Origin of the sequence: Streptomyces viridiviolaceus (assembly GCF_014650995.1) — a bacterium.
Taxonomy (GTDB): domain Bacteria; phylum Actinomycetota; class Actinomycetes; order Streptomycetales; family Streptomycetaceae; genus Streptomyces; species Streptomyces viridiviolaceus.
The window spans coordinates 237,479-260,700 of record NZ_BMWA01000007.1 but is presented as its reverse complement, the minus strand read 5'-3'; the positions used below and the strand labels follow the sequence as shown (position 1 = coordinate 260,700).

General features: G+C 73.4%; 15 protein-coding genes and 3 pseudogenes. 6 read left to right on the top strand and 12 right to left on the bottom strand.

All coding sequences use genetic code 11. From position 1 onward, the window contains the following. Positions 1 to 15: 15 nt before the first annotated feature. Positions 16 to 2,106, bottom strand: coding sequence for a SpoIIE family protein phosphatase (locus IE260_RS12075; protein ID WP_189870817.1), 2,091 nt, complete (start codon positions 2,104 to 2,106; stop codon positions 16 to 18). A gap of 116 nt (positions 2,107 to 2,222) precedes the next feature. Between IE260_RS12075 and IE260_RS12070 the strand changes: the two genes are divergently transcribed. Next, on the top strand, positions 2,223 to 3,644 hold the full coding sequence (locus IE260_RS12070; RefSeq protein WP_189870815.1) for a lipase maturation factor family protein: 1,422 nt from the start codon (positions 2,223 to 2,225) through the stop codon (positions 3,642 to 3,644). Between the two features lie 3 nt (positions 3,645 to 3,647). On the opposite strand, the pseudogene IE260_RS41625 reads toward IE260_RS12070, so the two are convergent. Further along, a pseudogene (locus tag IE260_RS41625) lies at positions 3,648 to 3,896 on the bottom strand (aldo/keto reductase); the annotation flags it as partial. Here IE260_RS41625 and IE260_RS43035 point away from each other — a divergent pair. After that, positions 3,858 to 3,941: pseudogene (locus tag IE260_RS43035) on the top strand (GntR family transcriptional regulator); the annotation flags it as partial. The pseudogenes IE260_RS41625 and IE260_RS43035 sit on opposite strands and share 39 nt — an antisense overlap. Before the next feature lie 19 nt (positions 3,942 to 3,960). Here the strand turns inward: IE260_RS43035 and IE260_RS12065 are convergent. Then, positions 3,961 to 5,028 (bottom strand): annotated as a pseudogene (locus IE260_RS12065) (glycoside hydrolase family 38 C-terminal domain-containing protein); the annotation flags it as partial. Between the two features lie 406 nt (positions 5,029 to 5,434). On the opposite strand from IE260_RS12065, the gene IE260_RS12060 reads away from it, so the two are divergent. Continuing rightward, a complete protein-coding gene (locus IE260_RS12060) occupies positions 5,435 to 6,787 on the top strand; it encodes an amidase (protein ID WP_189870813.1) in 1,353 nt (450 codons plus the stop codon). Between the two features lie 8 nt (positions 6,788 to 6,795). Here IE260_RS12060 and IE260_RS12055 read toward each other — a convergent pair whose 3' ends face one another. Together IE260_RS12055 and IE260_RS12050 are read right to left on the bottom strand one after the other, a co-directional pair. Further along, positions 6,796 to 7,278 (bottom strand): GNAT family N-acetyltransferase, encoded by a 483-nt coding sequence (locus tag IE260_RS12055; protein ID WP_189870811.1) that lies wholly within the window; start codon positions 7,276 to 7,278, stop codon positions 6,796 to 6,798. 56 nt (positions 7,279 to 7,334) lie between these two features. Continuing rightward, complete coding sequence (locus tag IE260_RS12050; RefSeq protein WP_189870809.1) at positions 7,335 to 7,508, bottom strand: hypothetical protein; 174 nt, start codon at positions 7,506 to 7,508, stop codon at positions 7,335 to 7,337. 472 nt (positions 7,509 to 7,980) lie between these two features. Between IE260_RS12050 and IE260_RS12045 the strand changes: the two genes are divergently transcribed. Further along, a complete protein-coding gene (locus IE260_RS12045) occupies positions 7,981 to 8,421 on the top strand; it encodes a hypothetical protein (RefSeq protein WP_189870808.1) in 441 nt (146 codons plus the stop codon). Positions 8,422 to 8,618: 197 nt separating this feature from the next. Here IE260_RS12045 and IE260_RS12040 read toward each other — a convergent pair whose 3' ends face one another. The 6 genes from IE260_RS12040 to IE260_RS12015 all read right to left on the bottom strand — a co-directional run bounded on the left by IE260_RS12040 (position 8,619) and on the right by IE260_RS12015 (position 17,849). Then, positions 8,619 to 10,112 carry an SDR family NAD(P)-dependent oxidoreductase gene (locus IE260_RS12040; protein ID WP_189870806.1) on the bottom strand — a complete coding sequence of 498 codons (1,494 nt, stop codon included), beginning with the start codon at positions 10,110 to 10,112 and terminating at the stop codon, positions 8,619 to 8,621. Positions 10,113 to 10,217: 105 nt separating this feature from the next. After that, positions 10,218 to 11,558 (bottom strand): wax ester/triacylglycerol synthase family O-acyltransferase, encoded by a 1,341-nt coding sequence (locus tag IE260_RS12035; RefSeq protein ID WP_189870803.1) that lies wholly within the window; start codon positions 11,556 to 11,558, stop codon positions 10,218 to 10,220. A 258-nt stretch (positions 11,559 to 11,816) separates the two neighbouring features. Continuing rightward, positions 11,817 to 14,426, bottom strand: a complete 2,610-nt coding sequence (locus IE260_RS12030) for a PA14 domain-containing protein (protein WP_189870801.1) — start codon at positions 14,424 to 14,426, stop codon at positions 11,817 to 11,819. A gap of 176 nt (positions 14,427 to 14,602) precedes the next feature. Then, entirely contained in the window at positions 14,603 to 15,823 is a 1,221-nt protein-coding gene (gene glgC, locus IE260_RS12025) for a glucose-1-phosphate adenylyltransferase (protein WP_189870799.1), read from the bottom strand. 50 nt (positions 15,824 to 15,873) lie between these two features. Then, the gene (glgA, locus tag IE260_RS12020; protein WP_189870998.1) at positions 15,874 to 17,025 is read right to left on the bottom strand and encodes a glycogen synthase; all 1,152 of its coding nucleotides are present in this window, start codon (positions 17,023 to 17,025) and stop codon (positions 15,874 to 15,876) included. Between the two features lie 38 nt (positions 17,026 to 17,063). After that, positions 17,064 to 17,849: a (2Fe-2S)-binding protein gene (locus IE260_RS12015; RefSeq protein WP_229880696.1), complete on the bottom strand. Its 786-nt coding sequence runs from the start codon at positions 17,847 to 17,849 to the stop codon at positions 17,064 to 17,066. A 210-nt stretch (positions 17,850 to 18,059) separates the two neighbouring features. On the opposite strand from IE260_RS12015, the gene IE260_RS12010 reads away from it, so the two are divergent. Next, entirely contained in the window at positions 18,060 to 19,256 is a 1,197-nt protein-coding gene (locus tag IE260_RS12010) for a DMT family transporter (protein ID WP_189870797.1), read from the top strand. On the opposite strand, the gene IE260_RS12005 is transcribed toward IE260_RS12010, so the two are convergent. Beyond that, complete coding sequence (locus IE260_RS12005) at positions 19,246 to 20,496, bottom strand: transglycosylase family protein (protein WP_189870795.1); 1,251 nt, start codon at positions 20,494 to 20,496, stop codon at positions 19,246 to 19,248. The two genes, IE260_RS12010 and IE260_RS12005, sit on opposite strands and share 11 nt — an antisense overlap. 284 nt (positions 20,497 to 20,780) lie before the next feature. On the opposite strand from IE260_RS12005, the gene gnd reads away from it, so the two are divergent. Further along, the gene (gene gnd / locus IE260_RS12000) at positions 20,781 to 22,220 is read left to right on the top strand and encodes an NADP-dependent phosphogluconate dehydrogenase (RefSeq protein WP_189870793.1); all 1,440 of its coding nucleotides are present in this window, start codon (positions 20,781 to 20,783) and stop codon (positions 22,218 to 22,220) included. The last annotated feature ends 1,002 nt before the right edge of the window (positions 22,221 to 23,222 follow it).

Here is a 23,222-nt window from a genome sequence, read left to right as displayed (position 1 = left end):
ACCGGCACGACGGGGCTACGGCTCGCGGTGCGGGACGACGAACTCGGACCACACGCACTTGCCGCCGCCGCGCGCCTCCACGCCCCACACGTCACCGAGCACCTCGACCAGCAGCAGCCCCCGTCCGGAGACCCCGGACGCGCCCGCCTCGCGGCGGCGCGGCAGGGCGCTGGAGGAGTCCTCGACCTCCACGCGCAACCGGCGGTCGGTGCCGGTGAGGACCCGCAGGGTGACGACCGCGGAGCCCTCGGTGTGCATCAGGGCGTTGGTGATCAGCTCGTCGGCGACCAGCTCGATCTCGTCGGCGTGGTCCGCGGCGCCCCAGGCGCGGACGGCGGCGCGGATCATGCGCCGGGCCTCGGTCAGCGCCTCGGGGTCGCCCGGTGCCACGTGCTGCTGGAGCCGGCCACCGGACTGCGGGGTGTCCAGGCCCCGCCGGCGCAGCAGCAGCAACGCCACGTCGTCGTCACCGCCGCGCTCCTCCGCCTCGTGGATCAGCCGGTCGGCCAGCTCCCGTACGTCTTCGGGGCCGGTGGCGACATGCGCGGCGAGGGCCTGCATGCCGTCGTCGAGGTCGGCACCGGGCTGCTCGACCAGGCCGTCGGTGCACAGCAGCAGGGTGTTGCCGGGGTCGAGCTCGATGGTGCCGACCGGATAGTCGAGGCGACCGAACTCGGCGGACAGGCCGAGCGGCAGCCCGCCCTCGACCGGGATGCGGCGGCACGTGCCGTCGCCGTGCCGCACCAGCGGGTCGATGTGCCCGGCCCGGACCACCTGGACGACCCCGGTCGCCATGTCGGCCTCCGCGTACAGGCAGGTGGCGAAGCGGTCGGTGTCCAGTTCGTGCAGGAAGACGGAGGCCCGCGCCATCACGGTGGCCGGGGTGTGGCCCTCGGCCGCGTAGGCGCGCAGCACGATGCGGAGCTGGCCCATGACGGCGGCGGCGTGCGTGTCGTGGCCCTGGACGTCGCCGATGACGGCTCCGACGCGTCCGCCGGGCAGCGGGATCAGGTCGTACCAGTCACCGCCGATGTCACGGCCGAGGGAGCCGCCGATGGTGGCGGCCCGGTAGCGGACGGCGACGTCGCTGCCGGGCACGCTGGGGATGGTGCGCGGCAGCATGGCCTGCTGCAGGCCCTCGGCGAGGTCCATCTCCTGCTCGTACAGCATGGCCCGCTGCAGGCTCTGCGCGATGCTGCTGCCGAGCGCCACGATGAGGTCGCGGTCCTCGGGCGAGAATCCGCGCCGGTCGCTGTAGAGCAGCCCCATCGCGCCGATCGGCCGGGCCTGGGCGATGAGCGGCAGATAGGCGGCCGACGTGACCTGCAGATGGGTGATGTCCGGCCACAGGACGGGGTAGCGCTCCGCGAACTCCTCCGGTGACTCGATGAAGCGCGGACTGAGGGTCCGGACGGCCTCGCTCATCGGGTAGGGCTCGTCGATCCGGGTGATGCGGGTGCCGGGGACGAAGCTGTTGTCGGGGCCGTCGGAGACCAGCCGGATGCGGCCGGCCTCGACGAGGCCCATGACGAGGCTGGTGGCGCCCAGGCGGGTGATGCCGTGGGTGTCCTTCAGGACGTGGATGACGTCGTCCACGGTACGGGCGTGGGCGAGGGCGGCCGTGGCCACCTGCACCACGTTGGTCTGCCGGCGTCGCACCTCGTTCTGCGCGGCCTGCTCGCGGCGCGCCTCGATCTCGGCGATCTCGTCGGTGGCGTCGCGGAGGATGCCGATGATCCGGCGGGGGCGTCCGGTCTCGTCGCGCCGGATGTAGCCCTGGGTGTGGGTCCAGCGCAGGGTGCCGTCGCGGCGTCGCAGGCGGAAGTACGTGCCGTAGTTCTCGCTGCCGTCCTTCATGGCCTGGGCGACCAGGGCGTCCAGGCGGCTGCTCTCCGCACGCGGGACGCGCGTTGCCAGGGACTCGGGGCGGCCGTCGTACTCCTCGGGGCGCAGGTCGAAGACCTCGTGCGCCTGGGCGTCCATGTGGAACAGACCGGAGTCCAGGTCCCAGTCGAAACTGCCCATGCGGTTGAGCGCCAGGATCGGCTCCGGGTGGGCGGGCCAGTCGTCCGGGAGTGACAGGGCGCTCGCTCCCCGATCAGCCATGAGCCCCACCTTGCCAGGAAATGTCCGATTCTTCGACTCCTGGTTGACGACCTGGGCCGCCGGGACGGCCACCGTCCGACCGGGTACACGAAGCGTGACACGAGAGGAGCGCGTCCGTGGAGTGGTTCACCGCACCCGACTACTGGCTGACCCGGCTGGTCTTCCAGCGGGCCCTGGCCGCGCTGTACCTGGTCGCGTTCCTGACGGCGGCCCTGCAGTTCCGCGCGCTGATCGGCGAGCGCGGCATGCTGCCCGTGCCCCGCTTCGTGGAGCGGGTGCCGTTCAAACGGGCGCCGAGCCTGTTCCAGCTGCGCTACTCGGACCGCCTGTTCGCGGGCTGTGCCTGGGCGGGCTGCGCCGTGTCGGCGGCACTGGTGGCGGGACTGGACTCACTCCTGCCGCTGTGGGGCGCCATGCTGCTGTGGCTGGTGCCGTGGGCGCTGTACCTGTCGATCGTCAACGTCGGGCAGACCTGGTACTCGTTCGGCTGGGAGTCGCTGCTGCTGGAGACCGGCTTCCTCGCCGTCCTCCTCGGCAACGACGAGGTGGCCCCGCCGATCGTCGTCCTGTTCCTGCTGCGCTGGCTGCTGTTCCGGGTCGAGTTCGGGGCGGGGCTGATCAAGCTGCGCGGTGACGAGTGCTGGCGGAAGCTGACCTGCCTGGACCACCACCACGAGACCCAGCCGATGCCCGGCCCGCTGAGCTGGTTCTTCCACCGTCTGCCCCGGCCGCTGCACCGCGTCGAGGTGGCCGCCAACCATGTCACCCAGCTCGTGGTGCCCTTCCTGCTGTTCACCCCGCAGCCCGTGGCGACGGCCGCCGCGGCCCTGATGATCGTCACCCAGCTGTGGCTGGTGCTGTCGGGCAACTTCTCCTGGCTGAACTGGGTCACCATCGTGCTGGCCCTGTCGGCGGTGCGGTTCCCGGTGGAGCCGCCGTCCGCGGCCCCCGCCCCGCTGTGGTACGAGGTCGTGGTCCTGGCGGTGGCGGCGCTGCTGGTCCTGCTGAGCTACCGGCCGGCCCGCAACATGATCTCCCGGCGTCAGGTGATGAACCGCTCCTTCGATCCGCTGCACCTGGTCAACACCTACGGCGCCTTCGGGACCGTCAGCCGGGTCCGCTACGAGGTGGTGATCGAGGGCACCGCCGACGACGTGCCGCGCGAGGACTCCGACTGGCGGGAGTACGAGTTCAAGGGCAAGCCCGGTGATCCTCGGCGCTGGCCGCGCCAGTTCGCGCCGTACCATCTGCGGCTGGACTGGCTGATGTGGTTCGCCGCGCTCTCGCCGGCGTACGCCGGTTCGTGGTTCGGCACCCTCGTGGAGCGGCTGCTGGAGAACGACCGCGACACGCTCCGGCTGCTGCGCCGTTCGCCGTTCCCGCCGGACGCGCCGCCCCGCTTCGTCCGTGCCCGCCTGTTCCGCTACCGGTACACGACCTGGAGCGAGCTGCGGGAGACGGGCGCGTGCTGGGAGCGGACGTATGTACGGGAGTACCTGCCGCCGACACGGCTGGCCGGGGTGGCGCAGAGGTCGTAGACGGGGGGACAGACGGCGGCCGACTTTGGTGGAGACCGTGTACGCGGCGCGGGGGCACGCGCGCAGGGCCGCGCCGAGGCGGCGTTCCGACACGCCGAGGCCCGTAGTGCGGTGCGGTGTCGAAGCAGCGGACGCCCCGCTGCCACGCGGCCCGCACGGCGTCGTGCGCCTGCTCTCGCCGACCCCGGTGTACAGCCCGGCGATCGCGGCGGCGCCCGGGATCCGGAGGCGGCCCGGGCGGCGGCAGCGCACGTGGGCGAGGTGGAGGAATGGCTGCGGGCCCGGCTCGCGGAGTGAACCGGGCCCCGGCCCGGGGCTAGGCGCGCTTCAGCCGCAGGGTCATCAGCTGGAACGGCCGCAGCCGTACGGTGATCCGGTCGCCCTCGGTCCGGGTCGCGGACCCCTCCTCGGCCGGCGGGCGTTCCAGCAGGTCCGTCACCGTCACGCCGGCGACCGCGAAGCCCGCGGTGAGCGTGGCCAGGACCCGGCCGCCGTGCGCCTCGTGGAAGCGGACGACCACGTCGCCGCTGCCGTCGTCCGCCAGTTTGACGGCGGTGATCACGACCGCGTCCTGGTCGACCGTCACCAGCGCCGCGACCTCCCCGGCGCCGGTGACCCTGCGCTCCGGCACGTTGATCCGCCAGCCCTCGCGCACCGCGTCGCCCATGCTCGCGCCGGGCACCAGCGCGTGCCGGAAGCGGTGCACGCCCTGGTCGGTCTCGGGGTCGGGGAAGCGCGGGGCGCGCAGCAGGGATACGCGAACAGTGGTGACGGTGGTGGTCGTACCGGCGTCGGCGCGGACGGTACGGGTCACGTCGTGGCCGTACGTCGAGTCGTTGACGATCGCCACGCCCCAGCCGGGTTCCTCCAGGTGGACGAAGCGGTGGTTGCAGGCCTCGAACTTGGCGGCCTCCCACGAGGTGTTGGTGTGCGTGGGCCGGTGGAAGTGACCGAACTGGGTCTGCGACGCGTACCGCTCGGCGCGCACGTCCAGGGGGAAGGCGAGCTTGAGGAACTTCTCCGTCTCCTGCCAGTCCACCTCGGTGTCCACCACGAGCCGGCGCTCCCCGGGCGGCAGCGCGAGGACCTGAGTGACGCGGGAGGAGCCGAAGCACCTGACGATCCGCACCGAGGCGCCGTCGTCGCCGGGCGCGACCTCGTCGGCATCGGTCAGGTCGGTGACCGAGTTGCGGTGGAACTCGTCGACGTCCCAGGCGTCCCACATGTTCGGGAGGTCGGGGTGCAGCTGGAGGAGGTTGGCCGCCGCGCCGGGTGCGACGGTCTCGCGGTCGGCTTCGACGTCGTACGCCGACACGACCAGACCCCGGGCGTCGATCTCGACCCGCAGCAGGCCGTTGTCCAGGAGGTGTCCCCCGCCGGGGCGCTCCGTGGTCGGGGGCGGGTGGTTGCCGATGTGACGGTTGCCGGGATGCGGGTCATGGTGACGGAAGCCGGGCCACGGCGGGAAGACCCGGGAGTGGTCGACGCCGAGGGCGGGGCGGAGTCGAGGGCGAGGGCGAGCCGGCGGTGACATCCTCCCCCTCCGGGAAGAGGGGGATTCCACCCCAGGGGTCGAGGTTCACGGGCGCTCGAACGGCTGGTGGCGGTGCCGCGCCCACGGCCCGGGGCCGCCACGTCCGGCGGACGGCGCCGGCCGCGAACGGCATGGGGCCGGAATCGGCCTCGGCCGGCATCTCGACGCGGGGGCCCTCCAGCGGGCACAGTTCTCCGTGCGTACTCGTCAGTAATCCCGCAGTGACCCCGCCCCACCGCACCCCGAGGAGCCCTCCGTGACCAGCTGGGCCGGCCGGACCGCCGCCGAGACAGCCGCCGCCGTACGCGAGAAGCGGGCCACGCCCCGTGAGGTCGTGGCCGAGCATCTGGCCCGGATAGCGCAGCTCGACGGCCGCGTCGGCGCCTTCCGCACGGTGCGGGCCGAGGCGGCGCTCGCCGAGGCCGAGGAGGTGGGCGCGCGCGGCGATCTGGGCCGGCTGCCGCTGGCCGGGGTGCCGGTGGCGGTCAAGGACAACCTCGCGGTGCGGGGCGAGTCCACCCGCAACGGCTCCGCGGCGACGCCGGACACCCCGGCCGAGGCCGACCACGTCACGGTGGCCCGCCTGCGGGCGGCGGGCGCCGTGGTCGTCGGGCTGACGAACGTGCCCGAGCTGTGTGTGTTCGGCACCACGGAGGGCGTGTACGGCACCTCCCGCAACCCGTGGGACCCGGCGCGCACGGCGGGCGGTTCGTCGGGCGGCAGCGCCGCCGCGGTCGCGGCCGGCATGGTGCCGATCGCGCTGGGCAACGACGGCATGGGCTCGCTGCGCATACCGGCGGCCACCTGCGGTGTGGTCACCATCAAGCCGGGCCACGGCGTGGTCCCGGCCGGGGTCGGCCAGGGCGACTGGTTCGGCATGTCCGAGAACGGACCGCTGGCCACCACGGTCGAGGACGCACGCCTGATGCTCGCGGTCCTCGCGGACGGCGAGCCGCCCCGCCGCGCGGACTCCGGCGCACTCCGGGTCGCCGCCTCCCTGCGCAGCCCGATCGCCGGCGTCACCGTGGCGGGGCCGTACCGGACGGCCGTCCGCGAGGCGGCCGCGGTGCTGATGAGGACGGGGCACCAGGTGCGCCGGGCGGACCCGCCGTATCCGGCGTCCCTGAGCCTCACCGCCGTGGCCCACTGGACGGCCGGTACGTCCGTGGACGCGCGCGGCCTGGACCCGCGGCGGCTGGCGCGTCGCACCCGGGTGCACGCGGCCGTCGGGCGGCGCTTCGTGCGCGGGGTGGCCGGTGGCGCGGGCCGGGAGCGGCTGCGCGCGCACCTGGAGCCGTTCTTCGCCGAGTACGACGTCCTGCTCACCCCGGCGCTCGCCCGCCGCTCCCCCGAGGCGGGGCCCTGGCACGAACGGGGCTGGCTGCGCAATCTGCTGGCCAACTCGGCCTGCTCGCCGTTCACACCACCGTGGAACCTGACGGGCTGGCCCGCGATGGCGGTCCCCTTCGGCACCCTGCCCTCGGGCGCACCGTGCGCCGTGCAGCTGGTGGGGCGGCCGGGGGCGGAGGCGACGCTGCTGGAGCTGGCGGAGCGGATCGAGGCGCTGCGTCCTTGGCGGCGGACAGCGCCCCTGGACGATCCGGCCTGAACGGTCCCCTAGAGGGCGCGGTACATGATGTGCAGGCCGACCAGCCCGTGCCGGGGATGCTCGAAGGCGTCCGGCACGGTGCCCAGGATCGTGAATCCGAGGGAGGTCCAGAGCTTCACCGCGGGGTTGGTCTCGACGACGGCGTTGAAGACCATGCCGCGGTATCCGTCGGCCTTGGCCGCGGCCAGGAGGTGTTCGCCGAGGGCGCGGCCGATGCCGCGGCCGGCCTGGTCGGGGTCGACCATGAAGCCCGCGTTGGCGATGCGGGCGGCGGGGCCGCCGTAGTTGGGGGTGACGTAGGCGGAGGCGACGACGGCAGCGGTGTCGTCCTGGACGACGTAGACGCGTTTCGCGGGGCTCATCCACAGGGCGCGCGCCTCGTCCTCGGTGGTGGCCGGGTCCCAGGCGTAGGTCTCGCCGGCCGCGACGATGCGGTGCCAGAAGGGCCAGATGTGCGGCCAGTCGTCGGCCGTCGCTTCCCTGATCAGCATGGGCGTGAGTCTCGCACGCCCATGCGGTCGGCGCGTCCGCGGGGCCGCTCGGCGTCTCAGTCGACGCTGGGCAGGATGTGGGGCTCGGCGAGGTCGTCCTCGTAGCCCGCGAGGCGGATGGGGGCGGACCGGGCCCACACGTCGAGGCTGCCGATCTCTCCGGGCCGGCGGGTCGCACGCTCCGTGCGTTCCTTGGGGCGCTGATCGCGATTCGTCTTCTCCGGTGTCACCGCGCACTCCTTATGTGTCGGGTCACCCTCGGGCCCGCCGGCCGGTCTGCTGTCCGGCACCCGGCGTCCGCTCGGGTCTGGTTCGAATGCAGTTCGGACGCGGTGGCGCCGGCAACTCGTGCGAGAGCAGGCCGTGGTGGATCGGCATGTCCCAGGACGGACCGTGGGTGTGGGTTGGGCCCCGTACTGCTGTCCGTCCGGTCCAGATTAACCAAATGAGCGGGGGTGCGCTCTATGGGGCTGAAAACATGGGGTAACCATTGCCTTCCGCTCCGTGCACAGTTGGCCCCTTTCTGCCCTTGTTCGTGGGTTTGTGCACCGTGCGTGACTCACCCGTCAGGGGGATCCGGTCGGCCACACCCCCGAATCCGGGAAACGAATGGTTGCGCAGTTCAATTGGCGTTGGCTGCGTCGCAAGCTCGTCATGGTCTGCTGCCGGTCGGCAACGGCCGTCTCACGGGAGGACCGAGGCATGGAACTGCGCAGCGTCGAGGAGCTCATGGACCTGCTGTACGCCTGCCGGGGCGCACGGCCCGCCGGCCCCTCCGGCGGAGCCGTCGACCTGCACGGCCACGCGCTGCGGACCGCGGCGCTGCTGCGCCGGGGCCGGCCCGCCGACAAGGAGCTCCAGGTGGCGGGACTGGTCTGTCCGGTGGGCCGGCTGCTGTGGCCCGGCGGCCCGGCGGACCGCACGGCCGACGCGGTGCGGCCCCTGCTCGGCGCTCGGGTCGCCCGCCTGCTGCGCCGCCACGCCCAGGCGGGAGCGGCCCTCCACGACGACGACCTGCTCAGGCTGCGTCAGGCGGACGAGGAGGCCCGCACCGCCGTGTTCGACGCCGGCGTCCTGGAGGACTGGCGCACGGTGCTGGAGCTGGTGGCGGCGCGGAACGCGCGGCTGGGCGCCGTCGACTGAGACGCCCGGTGTGCCCGAGATCGAGGTGGCCGCGCGGTGCCCCCCGACGGGGCGACAGGCCCGTGGGTGGGCCTGCATGGGGTCGAACCACGAAGTACGCGTGACCGGCGCACCGGGCACACCGGCGCTCGGACCCACCGTAGGACGGTGCCCGGTGAACGGGCCAACGGATTAGCGGCGTCGGCCCGTCGCGGCCGTCACCACTTGCCGGGCGCGTAGTCCTTGAGGAAGACGCCGTACAGGTCCTCGCCCGCCTCGCCGCGCACGATCGGGTCGTAGACGCGGGCCGCGCCGTCGACCAGGTCGAGCGGGGCGTGGAAGCCCTCGTCGGCCAGTCGCAGCTTGTCGTAGTGGGGGCGCTCGTCGGTGATCCAGCCGGTGTCGACCGACGTCATCAGGATGCGGTCGGTGTCGAACATCTCCTGCGCGCTGGTCCGCGTCACCATGTTCATGGCCGCCTTGGCCGCGTTGGTGTTCGGGTGGCCCGCGCCCTTGTAACCGCGGGCGAACACGCCCTCCATCGCCGAGACGTTGACGACGTACGCGCGTCCCGCGGACGCCCGGCGCGCGGCCTCGGCCATCACCGGGCGGAGCTTGCTGATGAGGATGAACGGCGCCGTGTAGTTGCACAGCTGGGTCTCCAGCAGCTCCACCGGGGAGATCTGCTCGATGGTCTGCACCCAGGTGTTGGTGTCGACGACGTCGGGGACCAGGCCGCCCGCGTCGATGGCGGTGCCCTCCCGGTGCCGGACCACGCTGGCGTTGCCGGCGACCAGGGCGAGATCGGCCACGGCCTGCGCGTCGAGCCCGCTGACACCGACGGGCAGCGCGGCCAGTCCGTCGACCGCGCCGGAGCCGTAGGCGCCGATGACGTGGTGGGCGGGCAGCTCACCGGCCGGCAGCGGGGCGCTCTCGCCCTCGACGAGCGCGGCGTACGCGGAGGGCAGGCGGCGCACGGTCTGGGTGGCGTTGTTGATCAGGATGTCGAGCGGGCCCTGCTCGGCGACCTGGTCGGCCAGGGCGACGGCCTGGGCGGGGTCGCGCAGGTCGATGCCGACGACCTCCAGGCGGTGCAGCCAGTCCGCGGAGTCGTCCATGGCCTTGAAGCGCCGGATGGCGTCCTTGGGGAAACGGGTCGTGATCGTGGTGTGGGCACCGTCGCGGAGCAGCCGCAGCGCGATGTACATGCCGATCTTGGCCCGGCCGCCGGTGAGCAGCGCGCGCTTGCCGGTGAGGTCGGCGCGGGCGTCCCGGCGGGCCCGGTTCTCGGCGGCGCAGTTCTGGCAGAGCTGGTGGTAGAAGTAGTCGACCTCGACGTAGCGCTGCTTGCAGACGTAGCAGGAGCGGGGACGCTGGAGTATCCCGGCGATCGTCCCCTCCTCCGTACGGGACGAGGGCAGGATGCCTTCCGTCTCGTCGTCGATGCGCTGGGCGGACCCGGTGGCGGTGGCCTCGGTGACGGCCTTGTCGTGGGCGGTCTTGGCGGCCCGGCGCTCCTGCCGGCGGCGCTGCTTGACCGTCCGGTAGATGTGCGAGGTGGCCCGGCGGACCAGGATCGCGTCGGGGTGGTCGACCTCCAGCTTGTCGAGTTCCTCGAGCACGCCGAGGCAGACGGCGAGCCGCTCCGGGTCGATGCCCGGGCCGTACACCACCTCGTCCGTGGTCGCCGAGCCGTCCTGTGTCACCGTCATCGCCGCAGCCGTTCCTTCGGTCACCGTCGCGGCGCTCCGAGACGCGTCCGCTTTCGAACGGGGGATTTTACGGAGCGCCGGGCCGTGCCGCCAAACCCGCGACGGTCAGGGACCGCAGGCAGTGATGAGCGTCTCCACCTCCTCGGACACGGCCCGGGCCAGCAGGTCGAGATCCGGCACCGCCTTCGCGTCGGCGACCAGGCCGTAGTGGACCCGTCCGCGGTACGTCGAGACCGCCACCGCCAGGGAGTGGCCGCGGGCCAGCGGCGCCAGCGGGTAGACCTCGGTCAGCGGATGCCCGCCGAGCCGCAGGCCGAGGCTGGGCAGGGGCACGCTGGTGACCAGGATGTCGAACCAGAGCCGGGCCGCCTGGCCGACCAGCGGGCCGCCGAGCCGGTGGCCCAGCGCCGGGACGTGGTCGGCGAGCAGGGCGACGGCTCCGGCGCCCCGGCCGGGCCCGGCGTCCTTGTTGCGGTCCATGGCGGCGCGCACCGAGCCGAGGCGGGAGAGCGGGTCCGGGTCACCGACCGGAAGCCGTATCAGGTAGCCGGAGAGCCGGTTGCCCGGTGGCTGGGCGGTGCGCGGGCGGCGCTTGGAGACGGGGATCAGGGCGCGGGGCGCCACGCCCTCGCTGCCGTCGCCGCGCTCGTCCAGCCAGCGCCGCAGGGCACCGGCGACGACCGCGATCAGCACGTCGTTGACGGTGCCGCCGACGGTCTTGCGGACGATGTGGACGTCGTCGAGATCGACGACCACGCCGGCGGTGCGGCGGGTGCCGGACGGCTCGGCGGTGAGCGCGGGCGAGGAACGCACGTCGAGGGTGGACAGGGCGACCGAGGCGCCGATGTCCAGGGCCCGGCCCGCGTCGGACAGGGCGCCGCGGAGCATCCCCGGCAGCCTGCGCACGTCCGGCAGGAGGCCACGGCGGGGCTCCTCGGGGCGGGGCCGGGGCGCGGGCATGTCCAGCGGGTCGAGGATCCCCGCGGCGAGCGTCAGCGCCCGCAGCCCGTCGGCCAGGGCGTGGTGGAACTTGAAGAGCACGGCGAAGGACACGCCGTCGGCCCCCGGCAGCACGTGGGCTTCCCACGGCGGCCGGCCGCGCTGCAGCGGGCGCTGCATGAGGCGGCCCGCCCGTGCGTGGAAGTCTGTCGTCGGGGCGTGCAGGCGGATGTGGTCGAGCGGGTCGAAGCCGGGGTCCGGCTCGCGGGTCGCGCCGCCGAAGGAGAACGGCTGCCGCAGGGCGAGCGGCGGCTGCCACACGTCCCGGATCCGCATCCGCAGTCCGGGCACGGCGGGCGCGCGGGCCGCGAGGAGGTCGGCCGCGTGGGCGCCCGCGGTGGGCGAGTGGGCCGCGAAGATGCCGAGCGCGCCGAGGTGCATGGGGTGCTCGGCGGACTCGATGTTCCAGAACGCCAGGTCGAGAGGAGCGAGCAGATCGGAAGTCAAGGGGGTGCCTCGCAAGGACGACGGGTGGACAAGCAGTCAATCGCCCTCCGCCGATTACGGTCAAGTACGATCAAGCTACGCACAGTTAACAGCAGATTAAAGTCCCGCCCCTCTGAAAGGGGCGGGACTCATGGGACATCTGTGGTGACGTCAAGGCTTTCGGCGCCGTCTGCGCCGGGGTGCCCCACCCGGACGGGTGCGGGCCGACCGTGAACCCGGGCGACCGGATGGAGCAGGTCCGGTGTGGCGACCGGACGCTCAGGCGGCCGGGCAGCCTGCCGGAGCGGGCCGGGACGCGTCGCGGATCAGGGCCTCGTGGGCGGCCTTCACCCGCGCGACGTCCGGTTTGAGGACCTTGCGGTCGTAGGTCGTCAGCCCGTTCAGCTCGCCCTCGACATCGGATATCTGGGTGTAGACGGCACCGTTGCCGCCCCGGCAGACGAGCGCGCGGACCTCGTCCAGCTTGGTGAGGTAGTCGTCGGTGTACGTCGCCGGGTCGACGTCGACGTAACTCTGCTGCACCGACCAGGCGTGTCCGGGCACCGCGAGGCCGAGGCCGCCGTACTCGCCGCTGACCAGGGCGCGTTCGCCGTCCGGGTGGGGCGGCAGGGCGGGGCTCGGGTAGCCGTGCTCGTCCATGATGTCGCCCGCGCCTCCGTCGGCGCCGAGGTTCAGGCCCGACTGGTTGTTGACCAGGCGGGTCGGGTCCCAGGCCTTGGCCTGCTCGGCGATCCGGCCGATGTCGTACTGGCCCCAGCCCTCGTTGAAGGTGACCCACATGACGACCGACGGGCTGCTGATGTGCTCGTCGATCATCTCCTTCATCTCGCGCTCGTACTCCGCCCGGGCGGCGGCGCTCGGGTTCACCCCCGCGGTCATCGCGGGCATGTCCTGCCACACCAGCAGGCCCAGTCGGTCGGCCCAGTAGAACCAGCGGTCCGGTTCGACCTTGATGTGCTTGCGCACGGAGTTGAAGCCGAGCTTCTTGTGCAGCTTCAGATCGTGTGCCAGGGCCTCGTCGGTGGGCGCGGTGTGCAGGCCGTCGGGCCAGAAGCCCTGGTCGAGGGTGGCCATCAGGAAGACGGGCTCCCCGTTGAGGAGCGTGCGCGGCACGCCGTTCACCTTCCCGACCGTGACGGAGCGCATGCCGAAGTAGCTCTCGACGCGGTCGTCGCCGACGCTCACCTTCAGGTCGTACAGGAACGGGTCGTCGGGCGACCACAGGCGCGGGTCGCGGATCCGCAGGGTCAGCGGCTCGCCGGTGCGGCCGCTCGCCGTGGCCACCTTGCGGTGTCCCGCGTACGCCGTCGCCGTGACGGGCTCGCCGTCGCGCACCCCCTTGGGCTCGACGGTCAGCGTGCCGGCGTCGACGTCCGGCGTGAGCTTGAGGGAGTCGACGTGGTCGCGGGCGACCGGCTCCATCCAGACCGTCTGCCAGATGCCGGAGCTGGGCGTGTACCAGATGCCGCTCGGGTCCAGGCGCTGCTTGCCCAGCGGCGGGTTCTCGCCGTTCGCCGCGTCGGTCGGGTCGTAGACGCCGACGATCAGCTCCTGGGTGCGGCCGGGCTTCAGCGCGTCGGTGATGTCGGCGCCGAACCTGTCGTAGCCGCCCTTGTGCTCGGCGACCTTGGTGCCGTTGACGTACACCTCGCTCTGCCAGTCGACGGCGCCGAAGTTCAGCTGCAGCCGCTTGCCGGAGCCGATGCGCCAGTCGGCGGGGACGGTGAAGGTGCGGCGGTACCACATGCGGTCCTCGTGCCGCTGGATGCCGGAGAGCTGGGACTCGACCGGGTACGGGACGAGGATGCGCTCCTCGAGCGTCCTGCCCACCGGCGGCTGCTCGCCGGCCTCGGCGGCGGCGAACTGCCAGCGGCCGTTGAGGTTCCGCCAGGCCTCACGGGTCAACTGGGGGCGCGGGTACTCCGGGAGGGCGTTGCCGGGCCCGACCTCGTCCGCCCACTGGGTGCGCAGCTCGTACGTGGAGCGGTTCGGTCCGCTGCTCCAGAACGGCTTGACAACGTTGCCGTCGGCGTCGGTGAGGCCACCCTCGCCGTCGTAGCGCACGTCGGCGCCGCCCCGGGCGGTGCCGGTGCTGTTGCCGACGACCGGTTCGTCGAGGGCGACGAGGAGGGCCGTGGGGTCGGCGGGGTCGACCTTCGCCGTTCCCAGGGGCCACCTGGCGCCGCCGATCACCGCTTCGAGGTGGTCGGTGAGGCCGGCCGGGGCCGCGCCGAGGGGCTGGGCGAAGTCGAGCCTGAGGGTGCGGCCGGTGGCGAGCACGGTGGTCGCCGTCGCCCCGTCGTAGTCGAAGCCGTCGGGCAGGCGGAACGCCGACTGCGGGACGGGCTCCTTGGCCCCGCCGGGCTCGGTCCAGCGCAGGTGGAGGTTGGACCCCCCGTAGTGCTCGAAGTACTCCAGCTTGATGTCGTACGGCTGACCGGCCGTCAGGTCGATCGGTTCGGCCGTCTGTTCGCGGTCCCAGTCGTCGACCCAGTGGTCGATGGCGAGCTCTCCGCCGATCCAGAGGCGGAACCCGTTGTCAGCGGTGACCGAGAAGGTGTGGGCGCCGGACTTCTCCGGCACCAGCTTGCCGGTCCAGCGGACGCTGACGTCGTCCGGCTGTCCGGTGGCGAAGGCCAGGCGCGGCTCCAGGTTGTCGAAGTCGAGCTGCGGGTCGAAGCCGGTGGCCTTGAGGTCGTGGAAGTCGAAGGCGCCGGGGGCGGAGTGGGTGTAGTACTCGCCCTTCAGGCCGTGGACCTCCACGGCGTCGTCGGCCGCGTTCGCGGTGGGCACGGCGGTGAGGCCCGCGATGCCGAGTGCGGCGGCGAGCAGCAGTGTGAGGCGGTCTCTGAGTCTTCTGGTGCGCACGGATCCTCTCCTTCGAGGACGGGTGGCGGCTCGTGCTCAGGTCTGTACAACGTTGTCAAACAACGGCAGTTGGCATGACAACACGAATTCCGCTTCCCGTCCAGGTACATGACAACGACCCCGGGCGCCTCTCCTGCCCGGGGCCGCCGCGCGGGTGCCGCGCCGCGGGACCCGCGCTACGGGACCCGCTGCCCCTTGCCCAGCGCGATCACGCCGCCCTTCGACACCGTGTACAACTCGGCGTCCCGGTCCGGGTTGACGCCGATGGTCGCCCCCGGCGGCACCTCGACGTTCTTGTCCAGCACCGCCCCGCGCACCACCGCGCCCCGGCCGACGTGCACGTTGTCGTGCAGGACCGAGCCCTGCACGACCGCCCCCGGGTCGACCACCACGCCCGGCGACAGCACGGACCGGGTGACCTGACCGCGGATGAGGCACCCCGCGCTGATGATCGACTCGCTCGCCATGCCGCCGGCGTTGAAACGGGCGGGCGAGAGCTGGTTGGAGTGGGTGTAGATCGGCCAGTCGCGGTTGTAGAGGTTGAAGGCGGGGCGCTCGGCGATGAGGTCCATGTGGGCCTCGTAGTAGGCGTCGAGGGTGCCGACGTCCCGCCAGTAGCCCTGGTCCCGGGTGGTCTCGCCGGGGACGTGGTTGGCGCTGAAGTCGTACAGGTGGGCCTCGCGCCGGTCGGTGAGCTGCGGAAGGATGGAACCCCCCATGTCGTGCACGGAGTTCGGGTCCTCGGCGTCGCGGTGCAGGGCCTCGACGAGGGCCTTGGTGCTGAAGACGTAGTTGCCCATCGAGGCGAAGACGCACTCGGGGTCGTCGGCCAGTCCGGGCGGGTCGGCCGGCTTCTCCAGGAAGCTCGTGACGGTCTGGCCGTCGGACCCCGGGCTGATCACGCCGAACGACGCCGACTCGGCGCGGGGGACGCGGATTCCGGCCACGGTCACACCGGCACCGGACTCGATGTGCTGGGCGAGCATCTGGCGCGGGTCCATCCGGTAGACGTGGTCGGCGCCGAACACCGCCACGTACTCGGGCTGCTCGTCGTACACCAGGTTCAGGGACTGCAGGATCGCGTCGGCGCTGCCCAGGTACCAGCGCGGGCCCAGACGCTGCTGGGCCGGGACGGGCGTGACGTAGTTGCCGAGCAGGCTGGACATCCGCCACGTGGTGGTGATGTGCCGGTCCAGCGAGTGCGACTTGTACTGGGTCAGCACGCAGATCCGCAGGATGTCGGCGTTGACCAGGTTGGACAGTACGAAGTCGACGAGCCGGTAGGTGCCGCCGAAGGTGACCGCGGGTTTGGCGCGGTCCGCGGTCAGGGGCATCAGACGCTTTCCCTCCCCGCCCGCCAGCACGATCCCGAGCACCGAAGGACCACCACGACGCATGGCCGCTCCCCTCACCCTCGTTCACCCTCGGCCGTCCCGGACGGGACGGCCTACGCCTGCTTGAGGACCTCTTCGTAGAGCCGGACCGTGCGGCGGGCGACCGCGTCCCAGCCGAACTCGCCCACCGCCCGCTCCCGCCCCGCCTCCCCCATCCGCCGGGCGGCTTCCGGATCGCCGAGGACGGTGTCCAGCGCCCGCGCGAGACCTGCCTCGAAATCGTCGTCCACGGGCACGAGCAGCCCGGTCCGGCCGTCCTCGACGACCTCCGGGATGCCGCCGACCCGCGAGGCCACGACGGGCGTGCCGCAGGCCATCGCCTCCAGGTTGACGATGCCGAGGGGCTCGTAGACCGAGGGGCAGACGAAGACGGCGGCGTGGGTCAGCAACTGGATCACCTCCGGGCGCGGCAGCATGCGCGGGATCCAGTGCACGCCCTCCCGAGCCCGGCTCAGCTCCTGGAAGAGGTCGCGGAACTCCCGGTCGACCTCGGGGGTGTCGGGCGCGCCCGCGCACAGCACGACCTGCGCGGCCGGGTCGATGTCCCGCACCGCGCGCAGCAGATGGGGCACGCCCTTCTGGCGGGTGATGCGGCCGACGAACAGGACGTACGGGCGGGAGCGGTCCAGGCCGATGCGGTCCAGGGCGTCGGTGCCGTGGTCGGGCCGGTAGAGCGCGGTGTCGATGCCGTTGTGCACGACGTGCACCCGGCTCGGATCCAGCGCCGGGTAGCAGCCGAGGATGTCCTCGCGCATGGCGCCGGAGACGGCGATCACGGCGTCGGCCGCCTCGATCGCGGTGCGCTCGGCCCAGCTCGACAGGGCGTAACCGCCGCCGAGCTGCTCGGCCTTCCAGGGGCGCAGCGGCTCCAGGGAGTGGGCGGTCATCACGTGCGGGACGCCGTGGAGGAGTTTGGCGAGGTGACCGCCGAGGTTGGCGTACCAGGTGTGGGAGTGGACCAGTTCGCGGCCCTGGAGGGCCGCGGCCATGGCCAGGTCCACGGAGAAGGTGCGCAGGGCGTCGTTGGTGCCGTCGAGCGCCGGCCAGGAGCGGTGGCGCAGCACGCCGTCGGTGCGGCCCTCGCCCCAGCAGTGCACGTCCAGGTCGACGAGCCGGGCGAGTTCCCGGGCGAGGAACTCCACGTGGACGCCCGCGCCGCCGTACACGTCCGGCGGGAACTCCCGGGTCAGCAGTCCCACACGCACCCGGAACCTCCCCGTCTCGGCGGCTGGTTCCCTCATGGTCACCCAGACGGGGCGCGCGGGGAAGAGCGCGGGGGCGTGGGAAACCGCGGAGGGCGCCGGAAGCAGCAGTCCCCGCAGACACCCCCGCCGGGCACGCGGTAGTAGAGGCAGCAACTGCGGCGCCGGAAGGCGGTGCCGGTGAGGGTGCCGGCCCGGGCGAGCATCGGGTGGGCGAGCAGGTCCGCGGTCAGGGCGCGGACGCGGGCGGCGGCTTCCGTACCGCCGTGGCGGTCCGGCCGGCGGTCCAGTTCCCGGGCGGCACCCGCCAGCGCGGAGGCCGCGTTCCCCCACAGCAGCCCGGCCGCGACGCGGTACCGTGCGCGCAGGGACGCGGTCAGCGGCACGAGGTGCGCGTGCAGGACGGTGTCCGCGACCGTCCCGGCGTCCGCCGGCCGTGCGCGGGCCTCGGCGAGCCACAGGTCGCCGGGGGCGGAGCCGTCGGGGTCCCAGTGCAGCAGGCGCGGGTCGAGGTCCGGGACGGCGCCGTACACGGCGGCGCAGCCGAGCGTCACCGACCACAGGCGGGCCGCGAGACCCTGGTGGGCGACGGAGGCGGCGATCCGCGGCTCGGGTGCGCGCAGGGCGGCTTCGACCTTGCGGACGAGGAAGCCCAGGGGATCGTCGTGAACATCCGGGGCCCGGTCCCCGTACACCCGTGAGAGCGTGGGGAGCCGCCGGGGCGGCGGTCCGGGCGGCGGGAGGACGAAGAAGCCGCCGAGCGGGCGGAGCGCGGCGAGACCGTCGTCGAAGGCCGGGTCGAGGTGCACGAAGAGCAGTAGTACCAAGGCCCCTAGGGGCCGCCACCAGAGGGTCCCCACCCCGTGCGGCCCACCTTGGGGATGACGGGGCCCCTCCCGTACTCCATCGGCAGTAGGACCCAATGCGTGCTCAGGGACGACGACGGGAAGGCCCCGGGACGGCATCGTGTTGTCCATGGAAGACGACCGTTCGCCGCGCCGGGCCCGGGGCCCCCGCCTCACGCAGAGGAGCTGCCGATGAGCGCCCTCGCGTTGTCCGTGCTGCTGTCGCTCGTCTCCGCCGTCGCGTACGCGGGCGGGGCGATCGTCCAGGAGCAGGTCGCGGTGTCCTCCGCCCGCTCCGAGTACGCCCCGCTGCGCCGCCCGGACTGGTGGGCGGCGGTGGCGCTGAACGGCCTCGGCGGCCTGCTGCACGTCGTGGCACTCGCCTACGGCCCGCTGAGCCTGGTGCAGCCGCTGGGCGCGCTGACCATAGTGTTCGCGCTGCCCATGGCGGCGCTGTTCGTCGGCCGCAGGGCCGGTGCGACGGCTTGGCGGGGCGCGATCATGGCGACGGTCGGTCTCGCGGGCCTGCTGTCCCTGGTCGGCGCGTCCGACGCGCAGTCGCTGGACACGGCGCAGCGGGTGGCTGTGGCCCTCGCCACCGCCGGCGCGGTCGTGGCGCTGATGATCGCGGGCCGGGCCGCGCACCGGCACCCTGCGGTGCGCAGCATGCTGCTCGCGACCGCTTCCGGCATCGCCTTCGGCATGTCCTCGGTGTTCACCAAGACCGTCGCGGTGGACTGGACCGGCGGGGTGTCGGGCGCCGACCTGCCGTCCCTGGCCGTGATCGGCGTCCTGGCCACGGCCGGCATGCTGCTGTCGCAGGCCTCCTACCGTGGCGCCGGCCTGGCCGCGCCGCTGGCCACGCTGACGGTCGTGAACCCGGTGGTGGCGGCCGTGGTCGGCATCACGATGTTCGGCGAGACCTTCCGCTACGGCACGACCGGCACCGCGCTCGCCCTGAGCTGCGGTGTGGTGGCCGCGGGCGGGCTGATCCTGCTGACGACGGAGCGCATCGCCCGCACGGAGCGGGAGTCCGGTGCGCGGGAGGGGGCGGTGACGGCTGCGGAGTCCGCGGCGTCCGGGTCCCCGGCAGTGCTCGCCCCGGGCGGGTCGGTACCGGCGGTGGCCGCGCTCGCGCTGCTGCCCGAACCGGCCCCGGCCGACGGCGTGGCCGCGGCGCTCGGCACCGTGCCCCGGCAGCCGGTCGCCGCGCTCTCCGACAAGGTCCTGGTGTCTTCACCGGCTCCGGATTCCCCCGCCGGGGAGCCGTACGAGGGCCTGGAGGCACCGACGCCGGACGAGCCCCCGCTCACCTACGGCCCGTTCTACGGCGGTCCCTTCGTCCCGTTGCCCGTCCTGGACGGGCGCCGGGTGCGGATCAGATCCTGACGCCGCCGGCCCGCAGGTAGGCCACCGGGTCGACGTCCGAGCCGAAACCGGGCCCCGTCCGCACCTCGAAGTGCAGATGCGGGCCCGTGCTGTTGCCGGTGGACCCCGAGCGGCCGATCCGCTGGCCGGCGCCCACTGACTGTCCGTCCTTCACGGAGATCGCCGACAGGTGCGCGTACTGGGAGTAGCGGCCGTCGGTGTGCCGGATCACCACCTCGTACCCGTACGAGTCCGCCCAGCCCGCGCTGACGACCCGGCCCGCGGCGACGGACTTGACGGACGTACCGGTGGGGACGGGGAAGTCGACGCCCGTGTGGTAGCCCTTCGACCAGGAGGAACCCGCCTGGTGGTAGGGCGTGCCCGTGGCGGCGTCGACGGGGGACACGAGGGAGCGCCGGGGCACGGCGGTGTCCTCGGATGTGTTCTCGGCGCTGCTCTTCGCCCTCTTCGACGACGACTTCTTCGGCTGCTCGGCCTGCTTCCGCTTCGCCGGTTCCGGCTCGGGCGGCTTCGTCCCGGTGCGGGGAGCGGTGGCCGCTCCCTCGCCGCGCAGCGCCAGGCGCTGGCCCGGCACGATCAGGTCGGGGTCGGCTCCGACGGCGGCCCGGTTCGCGGCGTACAGCCGCTGCCAGCCGCCCTGCACCCGCTGCGCGTCGGCGATGCCGGAGAGTGTGTCGCCGGTGACCACGGTGTACATGCGGGCCTTGCCGGCCCGGGACTGCGGCGTGGTCTGGGGCTGCACGTCCTGCGCCGGGTCCGGCTTTCCGGCGGACTTCTCCGCGGGCCTTGCCGGGCCCTTCGCCGGGCTCTTCTCCGGACTCTCCCGCGGTCCCGCGTCGCCGGCCGGACGGATGTCGGGCGTGTCGCCGCCCCGGGTCAGTCCCGCCCGCCCCGAGCAGACCGGCCAGGCGCCGGGTCCCTGCCCGTCGAGCACCTTCTCCGCGATCGCGATCTGCTGGTCCTTGGTGGCCAGGTCCGCGCGCGGCGCGTACCGCGTGCCGCCGAACGCCTCCCAGGTGGACTGGGTGAACTGGAGTCCGCCGTAGTAGCCGTTGCCGGTGTTGATGTCCCAGTCGTTGCCGGCCTCGCACGCGGCGACCTTGTCCCAGGTGTCCACGTCGGCCGCCTGGGCGGTGCCGATGAGCGGGAGCGCCATTCCGGCACCGCTCGCGGTGACGGTCAGTGAGGCGCGGTTGATCCTGTTCGGCTGATACCGGCGGTGCCGGCCGCGTACGGCCATGAACATCCCCCTCGACACTGCGTCAGGAGTGGCAAAAGTATGCGGTGCGAACAGGCCGGGACAAGACAGCAATCGGCCGGTTGCCCCCGTCAAGTGGCGAAGAACCGGTCCCCGTTGGCCGGATGGGACGGCCGGCCGCTGAGGCGCCGGGGGCCTCCGGTGCGTACTGGAGTCCGCCACGCCCGGAAGTGCGGGCGGCGTACCGGCACGTCAGGATGGTCGAGCGGCATACTGGCGGGCATCACCGGCACCACAGACACCAAGGTCAGCAGGGAGCCAACCCAATGAGCACTACAGCGCAGATCGGCGTCACGGGTCTCGCCGTCATGGGCCGCAATCTGGCCCGCAATTTCGCCCGCAACGGCTACACGGTCGCGGTGCACAACCGGACCGTGTCACGCACGCACGCGCTGGTGGAGGAGTTCGGCGGCGAGGGCGACTTCGTCGCGGCCGAGACCGCCAAGGACTTCGTGGCGGCGCTGGAGCGCCCGCGGCGCCTGGTCGTGATGGTGAAGGCCGGTGACCCGACCGACGCGGTGATCCAGGAGTTCGCCCCGCTGCTGGAGCCCGGCGACATGATCATCGACGGGGGCAACGCGCATTTCGCGGACACCCGGCGCCGGGAGCGCGAACTGCGCGAGCAGGGCATCCACTTCGTGGGCACCGGGATCTCCGGCGGTGAGGAGGGCGCCCTGCACGGGCCCAGCATCATGCCGGGCGGCTCCCCGGAGTCGTACGACTCCCTGGGCCCGATGCTGGAGAAGATCTCCGCGAAGGCGGCGGACGGGGCGCCCTGCGTCACCCACGTGGGGCCGGACGGCGCCGGGCACTTCGTGAAGATGGTGCACAACGGCATCGAGTACGCCGACATGCAGCTGATCGGCGAGGCGTACCAGCTGCTGCGCGACGTCGCCGGGTACTCCCCCGCACAGATCGCCGAGATCTTCCGCACCTGGAACACCGGCCGCCTCGACTCGTACCTGATCGAGATCACGGCGGAGGTGCTGTCGCACGTGGACGCGGCGACGGGCAAGCCGTTCGTGGACGTGGTGGTCGACCAGGCGGAGCAGAAGGGCACGGGCCGCTGGACCGTGCAGATCGCCCTCGACCTGGGCGTGCCGGTGTCGGGCATCGCGGAGGCGGTCTTCGCCCGCTCCCTCTCCGGTCACGCGGCGCTGCGCGACGCCTCACGCGGGCTGGCGGGCCCGAAGGCGGCTCCCCTGGGCGAGTCGGAGGCGGCGGCCTTCGCCGACCGGGTGGAGCAGGCCCTCTACGCGTCGAAGATCGTGTCCTACACGCAGGGCTTCCACGAGATCGCGGCGGGCAGCGAGGAGTACGGCTGGGACATCGACCTGGGTGCGGTCGCCTCGATCTGGCGCGGCGGCTGCATCATCCGCGCGGCGTTCCTGGACCGTATCCGCGCCGCCTACGACGCCCGGCCCGACCTGCCGAGCCTGCTGTCGGACGAGACGTTCGCGCAGGAGATCGCCGACGCGCAGGACGACTGGCGCGAGGTGCTGGTCGCGGCGACCCGCCAGGGCGTGCCGACACCGGGCTTCGCGGCGGCGCTCGCCTACTACGACGCCCTGCGCGCCGAGCGGCTGCCGGCCGCGCTGACGCAGGGGCAGCGGGACTTCTTCGGTGCGCACACCTACCGGCGCACGGACCGGGACGGGTCGTTCCACACGCTGTGGGGCGGGGACCGGTCGGAGGTCTCCGCCTAGCCGTCCTCGCAACGAGGGGACGGCGGCGGTACGGGCGGTGGGCGGCCGGTGCGGGCGTCCACCGCCCTGTTTCAGGTCAGCGGCGGCCCGGGTTCCGGATTCGGCACCGGCTCCGGTCCCGGGGGGATCGGGGACGGTGGGGGCTCGGGGGGACCCGGGTGGGGAGGCGGCGGCGTGGGCTCCGGACCCGGGCCCGGCGGCTGTGGGGTCGGCTCGGGGCCCGGGCCGGGAGGCGGCGGAGGTGTCGGGGCCGGGCCCGGAGGCGGCTCGGGGGGCTGGACCGGATCCGGGTACGGCTGCGGATGCTGGGGATCCGGACCCGGGGTGGGGCCCGGCGGAACGGGGTCCGGATACGGGTTGGTCATGGCGGTGTCCTCCGGCCAGTCGGTCGACGTCGGCTCTGGACTTGTCCCCCGCCTACCCGACGGCCGCCACCGCACTCACTCCGCCGCATGAAACGGCGGGGGCCAGGTGGCTCAGGTGAACCTGTGGCGCCGGGGGACGCCTGGGCCGGGGAGGCGGCGTGCGGGCTGGGCGGGTGAGTGCCGGCGGAGGGTGCGGTACGGGACCGGGGCGGGGCACGAGCGGGGGTGGGCCGACGCGAGGTATCCGGGGTGGGCCGACCCGCGAGGCGTGCGGAGTGGACCGACCCGCGAGGCGTGCGGGGGTACGGGGCGACGCGGGCACGCGGATGCGGGCGGACGCGAGGCCCGGGTACGGGCCCGGCCCAGGGGGGCCTGCGGTCCGCCGACGCAGGGCGCGGCATGGGCCGGGGCGAGGGCCGGCCACGGACCGACCCGGGGCGCGCGGCACGCGCCGGCGCGGGGCGGCACGGGCCGGGGCGAGGGCCGGGCACGGACCGACCCAGGGCGCGCGACACGCCGGCGCAGGGCACGGCACAGCCAGCACGCGTGCACGGGCACCGACCGACCCAGGGCGCGCGACACGCCGGCGCAGGGCACGGCACAGCCAGCACGCGTGCACGGGCACCGACCGACCCAG

What these genes read in the sequence shown, in the direction of transcription:
- IE260_RS12075 (WP_189870817.1), bottom strand. Translation starts at nt 2,106, where the DNA reads ATGGCTGATCGGGGAGCGAGCGCCCTGTCACTCCCGGACGACTGGCCC.
- IE260_RS12055 (WP_189870811.1), bottom strand. Translation starts at nt 7,278, where the DNA reads ATGCTGATCAGGGAAGCGACGGCCGACGACTGGCCGCACATCTGGCCC.
- IE260_RS12045 (WP_189870808.1), top strand. Translation starts at nt 7,981, where the DNA reads ATGGAACTGCGCAGCGTCGAGGAGCTCATGGACCTGCTGTACGCCTGC.
- IE260_RS12040 (WP_189870806.1), bottom strand. Translation starts at nt 10,112, where the DNA reads ATGACGGTGACACAGGACGGCTCGGCGACCACGGACGAGGTGGTGTAC.
- glgC (WP_189870799.1), bottom strand. Translation starts at nt 15,823, where the DNA reads ATGCGTCGTGGTGGTCCTTCGGTGCTCGGGATCGTGCTGGCGGGCGGG.
- IE260_RS12010 (WP_189870797.1), top strand. Translation starts at nt 18,060, where the DNA reads ATGAGCGCCCTCGCGTTGTCCGTGCTGCTGTCGCTCGTCTCCGCCGTC.
- IE260_RS12005 (WP_189870795.1), bottom strand. Translation starts at nt 20,496, where the DNA reads ATGGCCGTACGCGGCCGGCACCGCCGGTATCAGCCGAACAGGATCAAC.
- gnd (WP_189870793.1), top strand. Translation starts at nt 20,781, where the DNA reads ATGAGCACTACAGCGCAGATCGGCGTCACGGGTCTCGCCGTCATGGGC.